Origin of the sequence: Bremerella sp. P1, from assembly GCF_028748185.1 — a bacterium.
Lineage (GTDB): Bacteria > Planctomycetota > Planctomycetia > Pirellulales > Pirellulaceae > Bremerella.
The window spans coordinates 3,392,628-3,411,281 of sequence record NZ_CP118164.1 but is presented as its reverse complement, the minus strand read 5'-3'; the positions used below and the strand labels follow the sequence as shown (position 1 = coordinate 3,411,281).

The 18,654-nt window shown below is 55.5% G+C and carries 16 protein-coding genes; 12 read left to right on the top strand and 4 right to left on the bottom strand.

Annotated features, from left to right (window positions below; translation table 11 throughout):
* Window positions 1-29 precede the first annotated feature (29 nt).
* Window positions 30-722, top strand: coding sequence for a 3-keto-disaccharide hydrolase (locus PSR63_RS14395; protein WP_274334143.1), 693 nt, complete (start codon window positions 30-32; stop codon window positions 720-722).
* A gap of 53 nt (window positions 723-775) precedes the next feature.
* Here the strand turns inward: PSR63_RS14395 and PSR63_RS14390 are convergent, their stop codons facing one another.
* Window positions 776-1,684: a hypothetical protein gene (locus tag PSR63_RS14390; protein WP_274334142.1), complete on the bottom strand. Its 909-nt coding sequence runs from the start codon at window positions 1,682-1,684 to the stop codon at window positions 776-778.
* Window positions 1,685-1,886: 202 nt separating this feature from the next.
* Here PSR63_RS14390 and PSR63_RS14385 point away from each other — a divergent pair, with 202 nt between their 5' ends.
* Complete coding sequence (locus PSR63_RS14385; RefSeq protein WP_274334141.1) at window positions 1,887-2,342, top strand: EVE domain-containing protein; 456 nt, start codon at window positions 1,887-1,889, stop codon at window positions 2,340-2,342.
* Between the two features lie 11 nt (window positions 2,343-2,353).
* Here the strand turns inward: PSR63_RS14385 and PSR63_RS14380 are convergent, their stop codons facing one another.
* Entirely contained in the window at window positions 2,354-3,349 is a 996-nt protein-coding gene (locus PSR63_RS14380; RefSeq protein WP_274334140.1) for a 2-hydroxyacid dehydrogenase, read from the bottom strand.
* A gap of 87 nt (window positions 3,350-3,436) precedes the next feature.
* On the opposite strand from PSR63_RS14380, the gene PSR63_RS14375 reads away from it, so the two are divergent.
* The 8 genes from PSR63_RS14375 (at window position 3,437) to PSR63_RS14340 (ending at window position 11,586) form a co-directional block, all read left to right on the top strand.
* Entirely contained in the window at window positions 3,437-4,054 is a 618-nt protein-coding gene (locus PSR63_RS14375) for an HAD family hydrolase (RefSeq protein WP_274334139.1), read from the top strand.
* A 96-nt stretch (window positions 4,055-4,150) separates the two neighbouring features.
* The gene (locus tag PSR63_RS14370) at window positions 4,151-5,203 is read left to right on the top strand and encodes a TIGR03009 domain-containing protein (RefSeq protein WP_274334138.1); all 1,053 of its coding nucleotides are present in this window, start codon (window positions 4,151-4,153) and stop codon (window positions 5,201-5,203) included.
* Window positions 5,204-5,375: 172 nt separating this feature from the next.
* Window positions 5,376-7,571, top strand: coding sequence for an NfeD family protein (locus PSR63_RS14365; RefSeq protein ID WP_274334137.1), 2,196 nt, complete (start codon window positions 5,376-5,378; stop codon window positions 7,569-7,571).
* 32 nt (window positions 7,572-7,603) lie between these two features.
* Window positions 7,604-8,185 (top strand): NfeD family protein, encoded by a 582-nt coding sequence (locus tag PSR63_RS14360; protein ID WP_274334136.1) that lies wholly within the window; start codon window positions 7,604-7,606, stop codon window positions 8,183-8,185.
* Between the two features lie 70 nt (window positions 8,186-8,255).
* Entirely contained in the window at window positions 8,256-9,317 is a 1,062-nt protein-coding gene (floA, locus tag PSR63_RS14355; protein ID WP_274334135.1) for a flotillin-like protein FloA, read from the top strand.
* A 24-nt stretch (window positions 9,318-9,341) separates the two neighbouring features.
* Window positions 9,342-9,917, top strand: a complete 576-nt coding sequence (locus PSR63_RS14350) for a hypothetical protein (protein WP_274334134.1) — start codon at window positions 9,342-9,344, stop codon at window positions 9,915-9,917.
* Window positions 9,918-10,090: 173 nt separating this feature from the next.
* A complete protein-coding gene (locus PSR63_RS14345) occupies window positions 10,091-11,008 on the top strand; it encodes an NAD(P)-dependent oxidoreductase (RefSeq protein WP_274334133.1) in 918 nt (305 codons plus the stop codon).
* 149 nt (window positions 11,009-11,157) lie between these two features.
* Window positions 11,158-11,586, top strand: a complete 429-nt coding sequence (locus PSR63_RS14340) for a response regulator transcription factor (protein WP_274334132.1) — start codon at window positions 11,158-11,160, stop codon at window positions 11,584-11,586.
* Between the two features lie 5 nt (window positions 11,587-11,591).
* On the opposite strand, the gene PSR63_RS14335 is transcribed toward PSR63_RS14340, so the two are convergent.
* Both PSR63_RS14335 and PSR63_RS14330 read right to left on the bottom strand, forming a co-directional pair.
* Window positions 11,592-12,878, bottom strand: coding sequence for a PQQ-binding-like beta-propeller repeat protein (locus PSR63_RS14335; protein WP_274334131.1), 1,287 nt, complete (start codon window positions 12,876-12,878; stop codon window positions 11,592-11,594).
* Between the two features lie 66 nt (window positions 12,879-12,944).
* Window positions 12,945-13,598 carry a CerR family C-terminal domain-containing protein gene (locus tag PSR63_RS14330; RefSeq protein WP_274334130.1) on the bottom strand — a complete coding sequence of 218 codons (654 nt, stop codon included), beginning with the start codon at window positions 13,596-13,598 and terminating at the stop codon, window positions 12,945-12,947.
* Window positions 13,599-13,723: 125 nt separating this feature from the next.
* On the opposite strand from PSR63_RS14330, the gene PSR63_RS14325 reads away from it, so the two are divergent.
* Window positions 13,724-15,076 (top strand): efflux RND transporter periplasmic adaptor subunit, encoded by a 1,353-nt coding sequence (locus PSR63_RS14325; RefSeq protein ID WP_274334129.1) that lies wholly within the window; start codon window positions 13,724-13,726, stop codon window positions 15,074-15,076.
* Window positions 15,077-15,078: 2 nt separating this feature from the next.
* Window positions 15,079-18,360, top strand: coding sequence for an efflux RND transporter permease subunit (locus PSR63_RS14320; RefSeq protein WP_274334128.1), 3,282 nt, complete (start codon window positions 15,079-15,081; stop codon window positions 18,358-18,360).
* Window positions 18,361-18,654 lie beyond the last annotated feature (294 nt).

Genomic DNA, 18,654 nt, shown 5'->3' with positions numbered 1-18,654 from the left:
CTCCTACTCACTTCAAGAAGGTCCCACCCATGCATCGACTTAGCTTGTGTCTTTCCCTGATCCTTACCGCTGCCTCCACGGCACTGCTGTGCGCCGAGGAAGCCAACCACCTAACTCCCGATGAGAAAGCTCAAGGCTTCGAGCTACTCTTCAACGGAGCAGACCTCGAAGGCTGGAAGCAGAACGGCAATTGGAAGGCCACCGACGGCGTTATCGAACGAACGGGCCGCGGCGGCGATATCATCTACGACGTGAAGCCCATCCCAGACGACTTCGAACTTCGCTTCGAGTGGAAAGTCGCTCCAGGCAGCAATAGCGGGGTTTACTATCGACCTGGTCAGTACGAGTACCAGATTCTCGACAACCAGAAGCATCGTGACGGCAAGACGCCTGACACGTCCGCCGCATCTCTCTACTACTGCATCGCGCCTTCGCATGATGCCACCAAAGAGCCGGGCCAGTGGAACACCGGGCGAATCGTCTGCCAGGGTACCGTCATCCAGCATTGGCTCAACGGCGAGAAAGTCGTCGACATCGACTACACCAATCCCGAGCTTGCCCAACAGGTGGAAAAGCTGAGAAAGCGTGGCGCCAAGCTTGCTGATCGTGGAGCGAAGCTAAAGCTTCAAGATCACGGCGACCCAGTCTGGTACCGTAGCATTCGTCTGCGTGAGCTGGACGGCAAGGAAGAACTCGACAAGTCGCCGCTCAAAGAAAAGTAACAGGCGAAGCAGCCGCGGATGCGCGTGGTTGCTATTGCTTCGATTGAAAACCCCTAGGCCGCTTCCCCCTCGCGGATTTCCTGAGCGGCCTCGTCCTCAGGCTTCGGCTGGATCTGCGTTTCCAGATCGGTGATCTCCTCTTCGAGGTCTTCGATCTCGCGTTCCTTCTCCTGGATCATCTTCTTCAGCGTTTCGATCTTCGCCTCGGGCGTCATACGCGCCAGGCGACTGATCACGTCCATCGCCAAGAGTCCTCGCCACACACGCAGCGCCAGGCCACGCATCCGGTAGACACGCGTCGCTCGAGTTACCTGCTGCAGACGCACAAGTTGGGTAACGCGGAAGGCCCGGAGAAAGGCGATCAGCGGCAGACAGATAATGAGCAAGTCGACCCAATGGGTCTTCAAGTAAAGCATCTTCTTGTCGACGATCGAGAACATCACGATGAATTCCATCGTGAATGCCAGCCAAGTGATGCTGTAGCCTGTCTCGACCACGATTTGCAATTCACGCGAACGCTCGAGCTGCGCGGTCCATACGAAATCCATTGCCAGCAGCGGAAGGATCATGACAGCCACGATAATCATCGGCACGCTCAGGTCTCGTTCGACCTCTTCGTGCAGGTCTTCATCGATGTGTCGCCATCCCAAAATGGGCAGCCACATCCGAGAGCCATCCTCCATGTCTCGCCGGGCCAATCGCAGTGGTGGCAGGACACATGCGTAGAGCGTTTTCCATTTGCGAGGACTATCGATCGCAAAGTGCCAGAGTGATTCCGCCCAAAAAATCGGGTACATGGCCAGCGTCAGCCAGAAGAAGGCCATCAGCCGCGGGACATAGAAATGCTCTTCCCGCGTCATGAACTCCTGGACGGTGAGCGCAAAGAACGAAAGGATCGCCACCGTCGCCACAAACATGGGGATGGCTAAGACTTCGTCGCTTTTTTGCGTCCTGCTTTTCAACGGGGATAGCTCTTAAGGGGACCACGAAGGGAGTGGGAGCGACGTTTTCCCGAATTGTCGAGCGTGAGTCAACCTCGGCTTGCGCCCCATGACAAACAATGGTCGAGTCGTTTATTCTATCGGTTCCGGATAAAACATGAAAACTGCCGGCATTCGCGGCCCAATCTCCAAGTGATAGCACCAAACGATGAATTACTGGTTAATGAAAACGGAGCCAGAATCGTACTCGATCGATGATCTGGCCAAGGAAAAGAAGAAGACCACCTTCTGGTCCGGTGTACGCAATTACCAGGCCCGGAATTTCATGCGAGACGACATGAAGAAGGGGGACCTGGTGCTCTTCTACCACTCCAATGCCAACCCACCGGCGATTGTCGGCGTGGCGGAAGTGGTGAAGGAAAGCTATCCCGACTTCACCTCTTGGGACGAAAACGACCACCACTACGACCCAAAGAGCACCCCAGAGAAGCCGCGGTGGTTCATGGTCGATATCAAGCTTAAAAAGAAGTTCCCCGAACCGCTGGGGCGTAATGAACTTACCGGCGTGAAGGCACTTTCCGACATGGAGCTCATGCGCAAAGGCTCGCGCCTTTCGGTTCAGCCGGTGAAGAAGAAAGAGTTCGATGCGATACTGAAGCTGGCCAGCGTGATCCTCTGAATGCCGCGTAACTAGCTCACCTTCACCTGATTGGCCAGGTTTTCGCCGGCGGAGAACTGCTTCAAATTTTCGACCGTCACATTGGCGATCGCCTCCAAAGCGTTTTGCGTGAAGAAGCCCTGGTGACCGGTCACAAGGACATTGGGAAACGTCACCAGCCGGGCAAAAACGTCGTCTTGAATAACCGACTCCGACATGTCCTCGAAGAACAGGTCGGCTTCTTCTTCGTAGACGTCGATACCCAGCGAGCCAATCTGACCAGACTTCAGACCACCGATCGCGGCTTTGGTATCGATCAGGCCGCCGCGACTGGTGTTGATGATCATGGCCCCTGGTTTCAGCTTGGCAATCGCCTGGTCGTCGATCAAATGCTTGGTCGCCGGCAGCAGCGGACAGTGCAGCGAGATAATATCGCTTTGGGCAAGCACCTCTTCCAGGGCTTCATACTTCACACCGAGCTTCTGACATTCCTCTGCCGGATGGACATCGTAAGCGAGCAGTTCACACCCGAATCCGTGCATGATCCGGGCGAAAATCTGGCCAATCTTGCCGGTACCAATCACGCCGACCGTTTTGCCATGTAGATCAAAGCCCAGCAGACCGCCCAGCGAGAAATCCCCTTCACGAACTCGGTTGTACGCCTTGTGGTATTTACGGTTGAGCGTCAGGATTAAACCAGCGGCATGTTCAGCGACAGCGTAAGGGCTGTATGCCGGGACTCGAGCAACTTGGATCCCCAGCTGCTGAGCCACGGGCAGGTCAATGTTGTTGTAGCCGGCACAGCGCATCGCGATTAGTTTGGTTTTCCCGTCGGCCAACTTTTGCAGCACACCTGCGGAGATCTCGTCGTTGACGAAACAGCAGATCGCCTCGAAAGGGGAGGCCAAGGGTGCCGTGGTCTCCGTCAGACGAGGCTCAATAAAACTCCACTCGATATCGGTCCCATGGGCCGCTGCCTGGAGAAACTGACGGTCGTACGATTTCGTTCCAAAGACAGCAACTTCCACAGAGTTTCCTTTCAAGTCTTATGGCCTTGTCCCTAGCGGGCGAGGGAACATGATTCTTTACATACACTCGCAGTACAGCAACTCACCATGACGGCACTTTCCCATCTCAAAGGCATCATCTTCGATATGGACGGGACCCTGGTCGATTCGGGTCTCGACTTTTCCGCAATGAAGGCCGATATGGGGCTGCAGCCTGGCATTCCTATCTTAGAGCAGTTGGACGAACTGTCCCAAGACGAGCGAGCAGCGAAAGAAGTGATTCTTCATCGCCATGAGATGGAGGGTGCAAACCGGGCCTCGATAATCGATGGAGCCGATCGCTTGCTGAAAGCTTTAGCTCGAGAGGGTCGACCGATGGCGATCGTAACACGCAACAGTACGGCGACCACTCGGCACACATTAAAGTTTCTAAATATTGGACACTACTTCGACATCGTCATCTGCCGGGAAGATGGCCCCCACAAACCTGACCCGTGGGCGATCCTCGAGATTTGTCGCCGCTGGAAGTTCACCGTCGACGAGGTCGTGATGGTGGGAGACTACGATCTCGACATTCAATCGGCCATTAACGCCGGCTGTCCGAGCGTTCTCTTTACCGAAGGAAAAGACCCCGCGAGCGTAGACGGCAGCGAGCTTGCCACGCACGTTGCGACCCATTTCGACGAGCTTTATCACCTGCTAGCTCCGCGGGAAGATTCGATCTAGGTCGCATGCAGGCAATGTGATACGATCCAGGCTCGTTTCCCCATCGGCTGGGGCATCCCAGTCGTGTTTGGTCCCCCTCAAAAGCGGAAATCCTCGATGAAGAATGGAATCTTCCTCGCGGCGTGCATGGCCATGGTTGGCCTCGTCAGCAGCAACAGCTTTGCCCAGGTTCAATCTGGCACCGGCCAACCTCTGGGACTGGCCCAGAATGGGCAGCAGGTCAATCCGCAGCAACAGAATCTTCAGCCAGGCATGGTTGGCGGTCAGGCCCAAGCCGGCCAAGGCCAGATGATTCCGGCTCCGTTCCAGGTCACTCCGCAGGAACAGAAGTACATCGACGACATCCTGCAGTTCTGGGAATTCCGCAGTAAGAAGGTCAATCACTACGAAGCTAACTTTGAACGTTGGGAGTATGATTCGGTCTTCGGCCCTGCCAATACACACAAGACCTACAGCAAAGGCACCATCAAGTACGAGCAGCCTGACAAAGGCTTGTTCAAAGTCGAATCGATCCAGCATTTCACGCCGGCCAAAGAAGCTGGCAAGCCGGCGACCTACGAGTTCCGTCCCAGCGAAGTCCTGGAACACTGGGTTTGTGATGGTGCTTCGATCTTCGAGTTTGATGTCGCTGCCAAGCAGCTGAAAATCTGGCCGCTACCGCCAGAACAACAAGGTCAGGCGATCACCAATGGCCCTCTGCCATTTTTGTTTGGTGCCAAAAAGGAAGAGATCAAAGAACGCTTTCATCTACGTGTCTCCCCTTACCAAACAAACAACCCCAACGAATACTGGCTGGAAGCATGGCCAAAGCGTCCTCAAGATGCCGCCGAGTACCGCTACATCGATATCCTGATCGATCGGGAAGAATTCCTGCCGTTTGCCATCTCGGTGTTTGACCGGAACTACAATCCGAATGCCACGCCACCGAACATGCCGAACTACTCGCGAACGGTCTACCAGTTTTCGGATCGTAAGACGTACGAAGAAGGAGGCCTGACGGCCAGCCTGCAGGCGATGTTCAAACGCTCGTTCTACCAGCCGCAACTGCCCAGCGGTTGGCAGCGAGTCGTTCAGCAGACGCCTGGGGCTCAGCAACAGCCGCAAGGACCCGCCAACGCGGTTCGTCCCAATCAGGCGATTCCTCGCTAAAGTGTATTCCGCCTAAATCGCCTTAATTCGCACAAAATCCACCTTCTCGATTACTTCATGAATCGGAAAGGTGGATTTTCTTTTGCCCTGTTTCGTCACGCGCTATAATTCAGTTATCTAAGAATAGGAACGCTAGTTCTAGCGCTCATTTCCTGCGTAGATAGGTCCCCGGATGTTGAAAGCTCGCGGCACCTGGATCTGGTGGGCAGAAGCTTTTCTGCTCCTGGCTCTAGTCATAGTGTCCCCCTCGGCAGTGCTGTCCCAACAGGACGAACTTGCCGCTGAGAAGAAGGACCAGGCCAATCAAGGGGCGGCCCCGAAGCTAAAGGGTGTCCGCCTGAAGATTCCGTTGCCGATCAGCGGCACCGTGGATACCGATGTTAAGAAGAGCCTTCAGAAGCTCGTCTCTCGGCTCACGGACAAGGATGAGCGCCCGGTCGTGATTCTCGAACTGGAAGCCGACCCGGATGGTCAGTCGCGCGGCAGCGAATTTGAACGCAGCCTGGCGATCGCGCGCTTTCTGACTTCCAAAGAGGCGACCCGGCTCAAGACGGTTGCTTATCTGAAGGGGCCGATCGAGGGGCATGCCGTTCTCGTTCCGTTGGCATGCGAACAGATCGTAATGCATCCGGATGCGGAACTCGGCAACGCCGGAATCGACGAAGCCGCGATTTCCAACACGATGCGACATGCCTACGAAGAGATCGCCGGGTTCCGCAATGTCCTGCCCTCGCAACTGGCGTTGGGGATGCTCGACCCAAGCTTGGAACTCTACCGCGTGAACGATCGTCGCTTCGTCAGTGGTGAAGAGTACACCCAGCTGAAAGATGATGGTCAGGTCGCAACTTCCGAGAAACTCGTTCCTCGGGGTAAGATGGCACTCTTCACTGCCAATCAGCTGCGGCAAGACCTGCAACTGATTAGCCACGTCAGTGAAAACTATCGTCAACTGGCAGACCTGCTAGAAATCCCTGAAAACCAGATCACGCAAGACCTGGGACTCAACCGAGACTGGAAAGCGGCTCGCTTCGTCATGGATGGCGAGATCTCCAATCGGATGGTTCAGCGAACCTCTCTTTCCATGCAGGATTCTGTCACGCGCGGCGTGAACTTCGTCCTGATCGAGCTCAAGTCGCGCGGAGGCGATCCGGTCGCTTGCGAGAACATGGTCAACTTCCTTCTCGGTTTGCCGGATACCGTGCATACGGTCGTTTTGATCACCGAAGAGGCCTCCTCCAATGCTTCGCTGATTGCGATGGCCTGCGACGAGATTGCAATTGCCCCGAATTCCAGACTCGGTGGAGAGGGGACCTATCGCTATACCGAGCAAGGCCGAGCTGATCTGGAGAATTACCTGTCCAAGATCTCGGTCGAAGCCAGTCGCTCGTGGTCGGTCTGGGGCGCGATGAATGATCCCGACCTGAAGGTCTTCCGCTACCAACGTCCCGGCACCACGCTCACCAAATACCTTAGCGAGCGCGAAGCGGCGGAACTTCCCGATGCCGATCAGTGGAAGCAAGGCCCTGAGATCACCCAGCCCGACGTACCGCTGCAATTGACCGGTACTCAGGCACTCGATTGGGGCGTCGCCGACGCAGATGCAAGCAGCGTTTCCGATGTTACCCGGCGATACGGCCTGCCTGATGAGTTAGAGATCCCCAAGCAGAATTGGGCTCACCAGTTTATTGAAATCCTGGCCAGACCAGGCTTGGCCATGTTCTGCTTGTTCATCGGCGTGATCGCGTTGATCAGCGAGTTTAAAGCGCCTGGTGTGGGCATTCCTGGGTTTGTGGCGGTGATGTGCTTTGGGCTCTTCTTCTGGAGTCGATTCCTCAACGGGACAGCCGGCTGGCTGGAAGCCATGCTGATTATCGGTGGCCTCTTCTTCATCTTGCTGGAACTTCTCGTACTGCCAGGCTTCGGGATATTTGGCTTGGGAGGAGGCGCGATGTTCATTGCCGGGATCGTCCTGGCCATGCAGACATTCATCTGGCCGACGACCGACTACGAACTGGACCAGGTACCATACTCGTTGGGTACGATCCTGGTTTTATTTGCTGGAATGATAGCCGCGGCTTTCTTTGCGAAGCACGTTCTACCGAAGACGCCGTTCTTGAATCAGACGATGCTCGATGCTCCGGATGACGAGGCAATGGAAGAAATTCGCCGCCGCGAAACGATCGTCGACCTGAGTCACCTGGTCGGCAACACAGGCCTGGCTCTCACACCGCTGCGTCCCAGTGGCAAAGCGAAAATCGGACACGAAATCGTGAGTGTCACATCCGATGGTGATATGATTGAGCAAGGGGAAAAGGTTGTCGTTGTTCAAGTACGCGGCAACTATGCCATCGTTCGCTCGGAATCGTAATCCTTCATCCGAGTTCCTTCGAGGGATTGTTTATGTCACCAATAACCATCGCCCTGATCCTGCTCCTCTCAGGACTGGCGTTCATCGTTCTCGAGATGTTCCTTCCCTCAGGAGGTGTCTTGGGATTTATCGCGGCCGTGCTGCTGGTGTCATCGGTCGTTTATGCCTACCTAAAGTGTGACATCGCCGTAGGGACGGCGTTCCTCGCGGCTGCCGTCGTCACGGTTCCCGTGATGATTGGAATAGCGATTCGCGTTTGGCCCCATACTCCGATGGGTCGCATGATATTGCTCGATTCGGCCACGGAAGAGTACGTCGATTCGCGCGAAAGCTCTGGCCATACCGAACTGGTCGGCCGCCAAGGGATCGCGCGCAGCAATCTCCTGCCGAGCGGCGTCGCTGAAATCGATGGCAATCGCTGGGATGTGATCATCGTGGGTCCAGCAGCGGATCGCGGAGATTTAATCGAAGTCGTGGAAGTGGAAGGGAATCGAATCCTGGTCGCTCGGGTCGACGAAACCGAAGATGCTCCGGAACCAGCCCCTGAGCCCAAAACTACCGAATCGCTGACAACTCGCAACGACGAAATATTCGAAGACGACCCCTTTGCTTGACTTTCGCGGTCAGAATGGCATAACTGGTGGCTGAATCAACACCTACGCCCTCGCGGTAGAAATACACCTCATGCAAAACTTTGTTGAAATCGCTCTGCTTGCCGACTGGTGGACGAATCTGATGATCATTGGCATGCTGGCTGTCACGCTGGTGATGCTGATCATTATCGGGATCTTTGCGTTTTACTTCCGCCTCTGGATTCAATCGATCTGGACCGGGGCCGGAATCACGATCTTCGACCTGCTGGGCATGTCGTTTCGAAACGTGAACGCCAAGATGATCGTCCGGGGCAAAATCATGGCCGTCCAGGCCGGCCTTGGTGATTCGTCCGGGATCACGACCAAAGCACTCGAAGCTCACTACCTGGCCGGCGGCAATGTGCCCCAGGTCATCAAAGCGATGATCGCGGCCAACAAAGCGAAGACCATACAGTTGACCTTCCGCGAAGCGACCGCCATCGACCTGGCAGGACGCGATGTCCTGGAAGCCGTGCAGACGAGCGTCTATCCGAAAGTGATCGACTGCCCGCCGCGCAATGCCAAACGAACGTCGCTCGATGCGATGGCCAAGAACGGTATCCAGCTGAAAGTGAAAGCACGTGTGACCGTGCGGGCCAACCTGCAGCGTCTGATTGGTGGTGCCACCGAAGAAACGATCATCGGTCGCGTGGGTGAAGGTATCGTCAGTGCGATCGGTTCAGCCGAAACGCATTCCGACGTGCTGGAAAACCCAGACCTGATCTCCAAAGCGGTGTTATCGCGTCGCCTGGACGCCAACACGGCATTCGAAATTGTCTCGATCGATATCGCCGACATCGACGTGGGCGAGAACATCGGTGCCCGCCTGCAAGCCGATCAAGCGGAAGCCGACACTCAGGTTGCTCGGGCACGTGCGGAAGGCCGCCGAGCGATGGCTGTGGCAGAAGAACGAGAAAACCTGGCCGAGATCGAGAATGCTCGCTCGGCTGTTGTGGATGCCGAATCGGAAGTCCCCAAAGCCATTTCGGAAGCCTTTCGTAGTGGCCGCCTGAGCATCATGGATTACTACTCGCTGCGAAATGTGCAGGCCGATACCGATATGCGTAAATCGATCGCCCATTCCAGTGGTACCGGCACGACCTCCAATAAATAAGCCCCACCAACTGGGACAACATTTGTGGGATTTTGGAATTTACTAGCCGACGTCGACGCCATTGAACTGCTGATCCGTATCGGCGTGGTGGTGATCTTTATGGTCGGCCCCTATTTGCTTCAATTGTTAGGAGGGAAAGCCGTGCAAGACGATCGCGGACAACGTCGCAGGCGAGAACCTCAATCCGACCTGGAACGTGAGATTCAAGAGTTCCTGGAGCAGAGTCGCGGCGGCGGGAGCACTTCCTCATCGCGAGTTCCAGCTCAGTCGGCTGATGAGTACCACGAGGAAGAGTTCGTTGCAGCCGAGTCGGCGCATGAGTCGCTCAGGGATCATCACCTTGAATCGACAATCGACACGACGCATCCAGAACCCGAGCGGCATGTTGAAAAGCAGCCGTACGCTACCGACCTGCCCGTCGAGCCGGCAGTAGAAGAAAACCACTACGAGTCAGAGACCTTCAGCTACGATACAGAAGCGACTACTTCTTCATCCGATGCTGGAGCAGCCATCGCGGCCATGTTCCGCGATCCTACCCAGGTTCGTAACGCGTTCATTCTCGGCGAGATCATGAATCGCCCACAGGTACCGCGTCGGTAACGCACGGCAACGTGAATTTCGTCGTGCACTTTCACGGGTGGACAGAGATCTTCTTCGCATCGATCTGGGTCTAAAGTGACTCGACATGCTGTGTTACAATCCTCGGTGCACAGCATCGCTTCGACTCGAAAGCAAGCCCACTCGAATAGCCCCTTCTAGGTAAGGCCTCTACCATGCCAAGCATTGAGATTGTTCCGGGAAAAACCAAGGTCGGCTGGATCGGCACCGGCGTTATGGGCGCCAGCATGTGCGGCCATCTGATCGACAAGGGCTTCTCGGCAACCGTCTACAATCGCACCCAAGAGAAAGCCAGTGGATTGCTCGACAAGGGTGCGCAGTGGGCCGATACCCCCAAGGCAGTTGCCGAGGCCAGTGACGTGGTTTTCACGATCGTTGGTTTTCCGGCAGATGTTCGCAGTGTCATTCTCGGTGACGAGGGCATTTTGGCAGGCAGTAAGCCAGGCAACATCATCGTCGACATGACGACCAGCGAGCCGACCCTGGCCATCGAGATAGCCGAGACCGCCCAAGCCCAAAGCGTTTACAGTGTCGATGCGCCGGTCTCTGGTGGTGACATCGGTGCGAAAGAAGCTCGGCTCTCGATCATGATCGGCGGGGAAGAGGAAGTCGTTACCGCGCTCAATCCTTGCTGGGAAGCAATGGGCAAAACGATTGTTCGCCAAGGTGGTCCCGGGGCGGGGCAACACACCAAGATGGTCAATCAAACATTGATCGCCACTGGCATGATTGGCGTCTGCGAAGCACTGCTTTATGGCTATAAGGCGGGGCTCGATTTAGACACAGTCCTCAAGAGCGTGGGATCGGGTGCGGCCGGCAGTTGGTCTCTTACCAACCTGGGGCCACGTATCATCGACAACAACTTTGACCCAGGCTTCTTTGTCGAGCACTTCATCAAGGACATGGGCATCGCACTTTCTGAAGCCCGCAAGATGGGAATCGCTCTTCCGGGTCTTTCTCTGGGCGAACAACTCTACCAGGCTGTAAAAGCCCAAGGCCACGGTCGACTCGGTACGCACGCCCTGGAACTGGCGTTGTGCCAATTGAATGACATCGATTGGAAGAATCGTTAACCGTTCGACTTTAACGGTTATCCGGCTGGCCCCTGCAAAAAACGTTGCCTTTTCGCAACTGTTGCGTTTTGACAACATCGGCCCATAGGCAAAGCTTGAGTGCACGATGGACTGTAAGCACCGGCGAAACGCAAACAGGGGCCAAGATAATGATTGCGGATGCCATTCCTCAAATGGAGGAACTCACCGATTTCCAATTCCGCGGTGAAGTTCTCATTTGCGACGATGAGCCTGATATTTGTGAGGCGTTAGCTCACTTCGTTAAGAAGCGAGGCTTTGACCCGATCGTTACCCACAAAGGGAACGAATGCGTTCGGCTTGCCTTCAAAGAACGTCCCATGGCCATTCTTTTGGACGTGAATCTCCCGGACTCAAGCGGGCTGGATGTTTGCTCGCAATTAACCGACGCCGCGCAGACGAGCCAGATCCCGATCATCATCCTCAGCGCCAACGGCAGCGAAGATACGGTTCGTCAAATTCGTCGCAGTGGAGCACGCTTCTACGTGCGTAAGCCGTACGATCCGAACACGGTTGTCGCGATTCTGGAACAAGCCGTCAACGATGCTCAGGCCTGGTAACGCGTCTAGTCTTCGAGACTAATGCAAACCAGTTCGTTGTCGTTACGAGCAATCACGCACTGCTCGGCAAACGCGGGATGCGACCAGCACACTCCATCGCGACGCGAAAGCTGATCACGTGTCGGGCTAATGATCTTCGTCCGATCGATTTCGCGAAACCCTTCGGGAGACAACTGGCCAATAATCAGTTCGCCTCGCTCGTTGAACATGAAATAACGATCGCCATGTTTTACAAAATGGATCGTGCTCCAGCGGGCCTTGGGGACGGCCGTTTGATCTTCCCAAACACGATCGCCGTTGGCAGCATCAAGACATCGGAACTGCCCGTAGCTATCGACGCCGTAGATGTAGTCCCCCTCGAAAACCGGCGTGCTGATAATCGAATGCAGCCCGTCGGTGTCGTTTTCTGAACGACCAACGCGATGCCACAACACTTCATAACCAAACTCGTCCGGCTTGATTCTGAGCATCAACGCGCCGTCATAAAACGAAGTAAGAAACACGCGGTCGTCATGCACCACCGGTGTCGCAACGCCGATCGGCATATTTTTTGGTGCCCAGGGATATCGCCAGCGAACATCACCATCCTTAGGATCTAACGCCGCAACACTGTCGCCGGTCCAAACCAGTACCGTGGGACGTCCCGCCTGCTCGATCATAATGGGGGAAGAGTAGCACGCACGATCATTCAAGGCCCGCCACTCTTCTTCGCCGGTCTCTTTATCCAGGGCGATCACACAGGCCCCTTCGGCACCACCAATCTGCAGAATCAACAGGTCTCGCCACAACAGAGGTGCCGCCGCGATTCCCCAGTTGGGCATCCGAATCTTGTAGTCCTTTTGAAGATCACGCGACCAGATCTTGTCGCCTGTGATGGCATCCAGACAATGCAGATGTCCCATCGCACCTAATGTGTAAACGTTCGAGTCATCGACCAAAGGACATGCCCGAGGGCCAGCCGTATAGCCGATGTTGGAATAGGCACACGGATATTCAAAGCTCCACAGTTTTCGCCCGTTGGCCAGGTCGACGCAGTGGACACGTTCTTTCTGCTCCGGTTCGATAACACGGTCGGTTACGTAGACATAGCCGTCGGCAACCACGGGGCCGCTGTAGCCAGCTCCGATCGGCACCGTCCACTCGCGACGTAGACCTTCCTCGGGAAACTCACGAATGATATCTCGTTCCCGCCATATGCCGTCACGGTTAGGACCACGCCACTGCGGCCAGTCATCGGCCATTGCGGTCATGCAGATAGAGAACAGTATCCCAAGACAGGCAAGTCGTCGCATGCTTTCACTCCCAGGCAAACACGAGAAGGGCAACTGCCAGCAGCGTGAAGGATCGACCAGGGAAAATCAAGCGGAATCTGTTTGTTTTCTTTGCTGAATCGCCGCGGTCACTATCTGGTAAATGTGATCGGCTACACGATCCGCAGTTAGTGCCTGAAGCTCGTCTTGAGAGATGAGCATATTGATAATCGGTCCCGCCATTTTGTAGTGCATACATTGCCCCACCACACTGAAGGCGAACATATGGCGATCCCCTTCCGGCGTTCCCTCCGGCAGAAGCTCCTTCAAAATGTCATTCAATCGTTCGAAGTGAGGACGGATGAATTCCTGCACAATGTCCTGGGTTGCCTCCGATGGATCGGCCATTTCGCGAAAGATCAGCAAATGCTTATGATCGATTCGATCCTGGGCAGACATGGCCATGGTAACCATCTGGCGAATGAAGCCCTGCAATCGGACCTCGGGAGCTATCTCGGGGCTGTCCCCCGGAGGAATAAAGCCACTCGGAGCCATCGATCGATGTCGAGCCCGGTGCGCTTCCTTCACCGCTTCGATATACAGCCCCTTCTTATCCTCGAAGTAGTACTTCACCGCGTTGACGTTCACGTCTGCGCGACCACAGATACGGCGAACCGTACCATGGTCGTAACCATGCAGGGCAAACTCCTGAATGGCTGCTTCCAGCAGGCGATCTTTGGCGTCCGGCGGTGACGAACTCATGAATTTTCGTGTCTTGCGATTGTTTTTTTAGGAATGCGGCGATACTATCGAGTTAAACACGTGTTTAATACTAACGTAGCTAATCAAATTAGCAAATCACTCGTCCTCGCATCTGAGAACGCTCCATGTCGAAGTTTTCCGGCATTTTAAAGCTAGTCCTGAAATCCCTCATCTCCCTCTGTTTGGTGGGAGGCGGGGTTGCTGCCGTTATCTTCTTGGGACAAGCGAAGACCGAGTCGGATCAGCCGCCCCCTGAGGACATTCGACTTGTCGAAATCCAAACCGTCCAGCCGCATGACTCGGGAATCACCTTCCAGGTCGATGGCGTTGTCGTTCCCTATCGCGAGATTCAGTTAGCCGCGGAAGTCGCCGGCCGCGTCATCGAAAAATCGGACAAGCTTCGCATCGGCCGTACGGTCACCGCCAGCGAACCGATCGTCTTGATCGATCGTCGCGACTATGACCTGGAATTGGAACGCCTGCAAGAGGACCTGGAACAGGCCGAAGACAACATCGCCGAAATGGATGTTCAAATTGCCGCGGCTGAGGGACAGATCGAGCTGGCTTCCGAGAACCTGGTAATTCAGACCCGCTCGACGGACCGTATTCGAAGCCTCGTTAGTCGCAACGCCACGACCGAGTCGAGCCTGGACGATGCCCTGCGAGCCGAGCTCACCGCTAAGACAACGCTGCAAACACAACGCGACCAACTAGCGCTGCTCAAAGCAACCAAAACCCGTCTGGAAAATGTGCGTGATCGCACGAAATCGGAAATCTCAGCTGCCCAACTGCAACTCAGCCGTACGACCATCAGTTCGCCGATCGACGGAGTGGTTGTTGAAGACAACGTGGAGCAAGATAGTTACCTCCAAAAAGGAACGGTAATCTGCTCGATCCGTGATACTTCGAAACTGGAAATCAAGTGCAGCCTGCAAGCCCATCAGATGAAGTGGCTCTGGGAATCGTCGACCGGTTCCACCGAGACAAAGAAACGCGGAGCCTACGAACTGCCGGAAACACCAGTGACGGTAAGGTATCGGATTGGCAATGAGGTGTACGTCTGGGACGGAAAACTGACCCGCTACGACGGCGGCCAGATCGACCAGCAAACACGGATGATTCCATGTCGCGTTCAAGTCGACGATCCACTTCATGTTCAGCGCGTCACCGACGATGGAGAGGTCGACACGTTGGTCGAAGTTCCGACGCTCATGGTGGGCATGTACGTTCAGGTCGATGTCCACGTCAATCCGCGAAGCCCATTGGTCTCGGTCCCGGTGCCGGCCGTTTACCCTGGCAATCGGCTGTGGGTTGTCAAAGATGGGGAACTACAACGCCGAGAAATCTCGGTGGCGGTCAGCAACGATGAAGACGCTCTGGTGTATGCGGGCGAAGGGAAAATTCAACCTGGCGAACAGGTTGTTGTCTCGCCCCTGTCGGCCCCCTTCGACGGTGCGAAAGTCGAGGTGGTTGAATAACCATGAAAAGTATTGTTCGCTGGGCGATCTCCAACACGCCCGCCATGAATATCCTGATGGTCGCCGCGGTCTTGGTCGGCTTTGTCTCGCTTTCGCGGATGCATCGCGAGACGTTCCCCGACTTCGATCTCGACATGATCCTCGTCCAGGTCCCCTACCCGGGAGCTGCCCCGCAGGAAGTTGAAGAAGGGATTTGCCAAAAGATTGAAGAAGCCGTTCGCTCGCTCGACGGCATCAAGAAGGTTACTTCCGTTGCCGCTGAAGGGGCCGGAAGTGTTGTTATCGAGTTGCATTCGTCCGTTCTGAACCCGGATCGCGTGCTGGACGAAGTTCGCTCGGAAATCGATCGCATCCCCAGCTTTCCCGAAGAAGCCGAAGACGCCGAAGTGCGCCGGGTTACTACGCGTCGTCCGGCCATTCGTGTCGGGGTGATCGGCCCCGAGTTTGATTCCGAAGAAGCCCAGCTGCAATTGCGTGCGGTCGCTGAGAAAGTTCGTGACGAACTGCTTCAGCTGGACGGCGTCTCTCAGGTCGACTTCATCAACAATCGAGATTACCAGATTGATGTCGAAATCGACGAATCGACGCTCCGATCGCACGGGCTAACGCTCAACAACGTGGCCGAGATCATTCGCCGGGAAAACCGTGAATTACCTGCGGGCACAATTCGCGGTGAGTCGCAGGAAGTCTTGCTGCGGGGCAACAATCGCCGCACCACCGGGGACGACATTGCGAAGCTTCCTTTGATTACCCAATTGGATGGCGCTGTTCTTACGATTTCCGATTTGGGGACCGTACGTGACGAACTGGCCGACACCACGTCTCGAGCCTACATCCAAGGCAAGCCAGCGATGGCGATGACCATTTCGCGGGCCTCAGATGAAGACCTGCTGAAAATGGTCGACGCGGTCAAGAACTATGTGGCCGAGAAACAGCTGCCCAGCGGCTACGAAATGCTGACCTGGAGCGACCAGTCGGTCGAAGTCCGCGGACGCTTGAACCTGCTGATCGAAAACGCGATCTACGGGTTGATCATCGTCTTCGTGCTTTTGATCTTGTTCCTGGATCTCGAACTGGCCATCTGGGTTTCGATGGGCATTCCGTTCTCCCTATTCGCGGCGGGGATTTACCTGTTTGCCGCCGGGGAAACGATGAACATGATTTCCATGTTCGGTTTTCTGATGGCCTTGGGCATCGTGGTGGACGATGCGATTGTCGTGGGAGAAAACATCTACGCACACAGGCTCATGGGCAAGTCCTTCATGGACTCGGCCGTCGATGGCACGTCGGAAGTGATGAGTTCCGTTTCTTCGTCGACCGCGACGACCGTCATGGCCTTCATGCCGCTGCTGTTCGTCAGTGGCGTGATGGGCAAATTCATGGCGGTGATGCCAATGGCGATTATCGCCATTTTGATCGCATCGCTCTTCGAGTGTCTCACGATCCTGCCGTGCCACTTGGCCCACAAGAACGACGGCTTCATGAAGTTCCTGGGCTGGGCGCTGTTTATCTTTGCCTGGCTATTGCCGATCGTTCATTGGGCCAGCGATACCACCACAAAGATTCTGGAATGGTTCATTCGGAACGTCTATCAACCCTGTTTGTACTGGGCCCTGCACAATCGAATCATCGTGTGCGGAGGTGGTGTGGCGGCGATCCTGGTGACGTTTGCCATCGTCCGCTCCGGGCTGACCCCGATCGAGTTCTTTCCGAAACTCGACGGCAACACGGTCCAAGCCCAGGTGACCTTCCCTGATGGAACACCGGAACGCGTCACACAGCAATGGACCAAACGCATTGAAGATGCCTTCTGGGTGGTCAACGAACGACTTTCGCCGGAAGGCGAGAGCCTGGGGCAAGTTTCTTTCCGCACCGTGGGATCGCAAGTCTCCAATGGTGGTCCTCCGGGAGCGAATGCGAACGAGGCCAGCGGCAGTCATGTCGGGAGCGTCGAGATTGAGCTGCAAGATACCGAGCAGCGTGAAATCAGCAGCATGGACATCGTTGCCGCCTGGCGAGAAGAACTTGGCGCTGTCCCTGGTGCCGAGTCCCTAACGATTGCCTCGCAAGCGATGGGGCCAGGTGCGACCCCAATCGAGTTTCGCCTGCTGGCCGATAGCGATCACATGGATCAGCTCGAGGAAGCGATTGAGAAGACCAAAGCCCACATGGAGACCTACTCGGGGCTGATTGATATCGCCGACGACTCCATCCCAGGCAAATGGGAATATCGCTTCCGCATCAAGCCAGACGCCCAGGCTTTAGGCGTGCGAACCGCCGATCTGGCCGAGACCGTTCGGGCGGCATTCTACGGCCAGGAAGTGATGCGAGTGCAACGGGGTCGCCACGAAGTCAAAATCATGGTGCGCTACCCGCAAGAGGATCGCCATCGCCTGGCATCGTTCAACGATATCCGCATTCGCATGAACGACGGGATCGAGCGCCCGATCACGGAACTCGCCGAAGTCGACATCGTTCGTGGCTACTCTGAGATTAATCGCGTCAAGCAAAAGCGTTCCATCAAGATTACCGCCGACATTGATCCCGAGCATGGCAACGAAGTCGAAATTGTTGCCGGTATCAAAGCCGATTTTATCCCCAAGCTCTTGAAAGAATACCCTGGCATCCACGTCTCCTGGGAAGGACAGAACGAACAACGCAGTGAGTCGATGGGCAGCCTTTTCAATGGATTCATTGTGGCTCTGGTGGCCATGTTCATGCTGCTTGCGTTTGAATTCAAATCGTACTTCCAGCCGCTTCTGATCCTGGCCATTATTCCTTTCGGAGCGATCGGAGCTGTCGCTGGTCATGCGATCATGGGCATTCCGCTCACCTTTTTCAGCATGTTCGGCCTGGTCGCGCTTACCGGGATTGTCGTCAATGACTCCATCGTGCTGGTTGACTTCATCAATCAACGGGTACACGCCGGCATGCCGCTCAAGGAAGCACTCCTGGAAGCTGGTACACGGCGATTTCGCCCTGTCCTGCTGACCACCATTACGACCGTGGGTGGCCTCTCGCCACTTTTGACAGAGACCTCGCTTCAAGCTCAACTTCTGATTCCGATGGCAACGAGCATTGCCTTCGGTGAAATCTTCGCAACGGTCCTGGTGCTGTTTTTGGTTCCCGTGGGTTACTCGATCAAGGTAAGCTTCATCGAGTTCTTCGCCCCTGGAACAATCCTGAGTGAGGAACGCGACTACCACGAGCCTGACGCCCAACCAGCTCATGCATTTACTTCGCCTGGCAAGCTCGAAGAATCTTCTGTTGGAACGTCGCATTAATGGCTGTTTGAATCAGTCGGTGCGACAACAAAGTACGCTTTGGCTGTAAAGCCAAACTGCTTGAGAATGCTTCGTTTTCTGAGCTGGTTACCTGTAACTCGGCTTCGAGCCCATGCATCAAAAATAGTCAAGTGTCAATCCTGCGTTAGAAATCGCGTGGTACTAGCTGTCCAGGATTGCACCTTCTTTACTCGACTGAGTCATCAACGGGCCTTTTACGATCCCGCACGAGTTTGGCCTGCTCGTGCCGTGTCGCCGTAGAATTAAGGCAGGCTCCCGCTGAATTCACGCAAC

Coding starts and splice junctions, on each gene's coding strand:
- PSR63_RS14385 (WP_274334141.1), top strand. CDS start 1,887: ATGAAAACGGAGCCAGAATCGTACTCGATCGATGATCTGGCCAAGGAA.
- PSR63_RS14395 (WP_274334143.1), top strand. CDS start 30: ATGCATCGACTTAGCTTGTGTCTTTCCCTGATCCTTACCGCTGCCTCC.
- PSR63_RS14335 (WP_274334131.1), bottom strand. CDS start 12,878: ATGCGACGACTTGCCTGTCTTGGGATACTGTTCTCTATCTGCATGACC.
- PSR63_RS14375 (WP_274334139.1), top strand. CDS start 3,437: ATGACGGCACTTTCCCATCTCAAAGGCATCATCTTCGATATGGACGGG.
- PSR63_RS14340 (WP_274334132.1), top strand. CDS start 11,158: ATGATTGCGGATGCCATTCCTCAAATGGAGGAACTCACCGATTTCCAA.
- PSR63_RS14365 (WP_274334137.1), top strand. CDS start 5,376: ATGTTGAAAGCTCGCGGCACCTGGATCTGGTGGGCAGAAGCTTTTCTG.
- PSR63_RS14330 (WP_274334130.1), bottom strand. CDS start 13,598: ATGAGTTCGTCACCGCCGGACGCCAAAGATCGCCTGCTGGAAGCAGCC.
- floA (WP_274334135.1), top strand. CDS start 8,256: ATGCAAAACTTTGTTGAAATCGCTCTGCTTGCCGACTGGTGGACGAAT.
- PSR63_RS14370 (WP_274334138.1), top strand. CDS start 4,151: ATGAAGAATGGAATCTTCCTCGCGGCGTGCATGGCCATGGTTGGCCTC.
- PSR63_RS14345 (WP_274334133.1), top strand. CDS start 10,091: ATGCCAAGCATTGAGATTGTTCCGGGAAAAACCAAGGTCGGCTGGATC.
- PSR63_RS14320 (WP_274334128.1), top strand. CDS start 15,079: ATGAAAAGTATTGTTCGCTGGGCGATCTCCAACACGCCCGCCATGAAT.
- PSR63_RS14325 (WP_274334129.1), top strand. CDS start 13,724: ATGTCGAAGTTTTCCGGCATTTTAAAGCTAGTCCTGAAATCCCTCATC.
- PSR63_RS14360 (WP_274334136.1), top strand. CDS start 7,604: ATGTCACCAATAACCATCGCCCTGATCCTGCTCCTCTCAGGACTGGCG.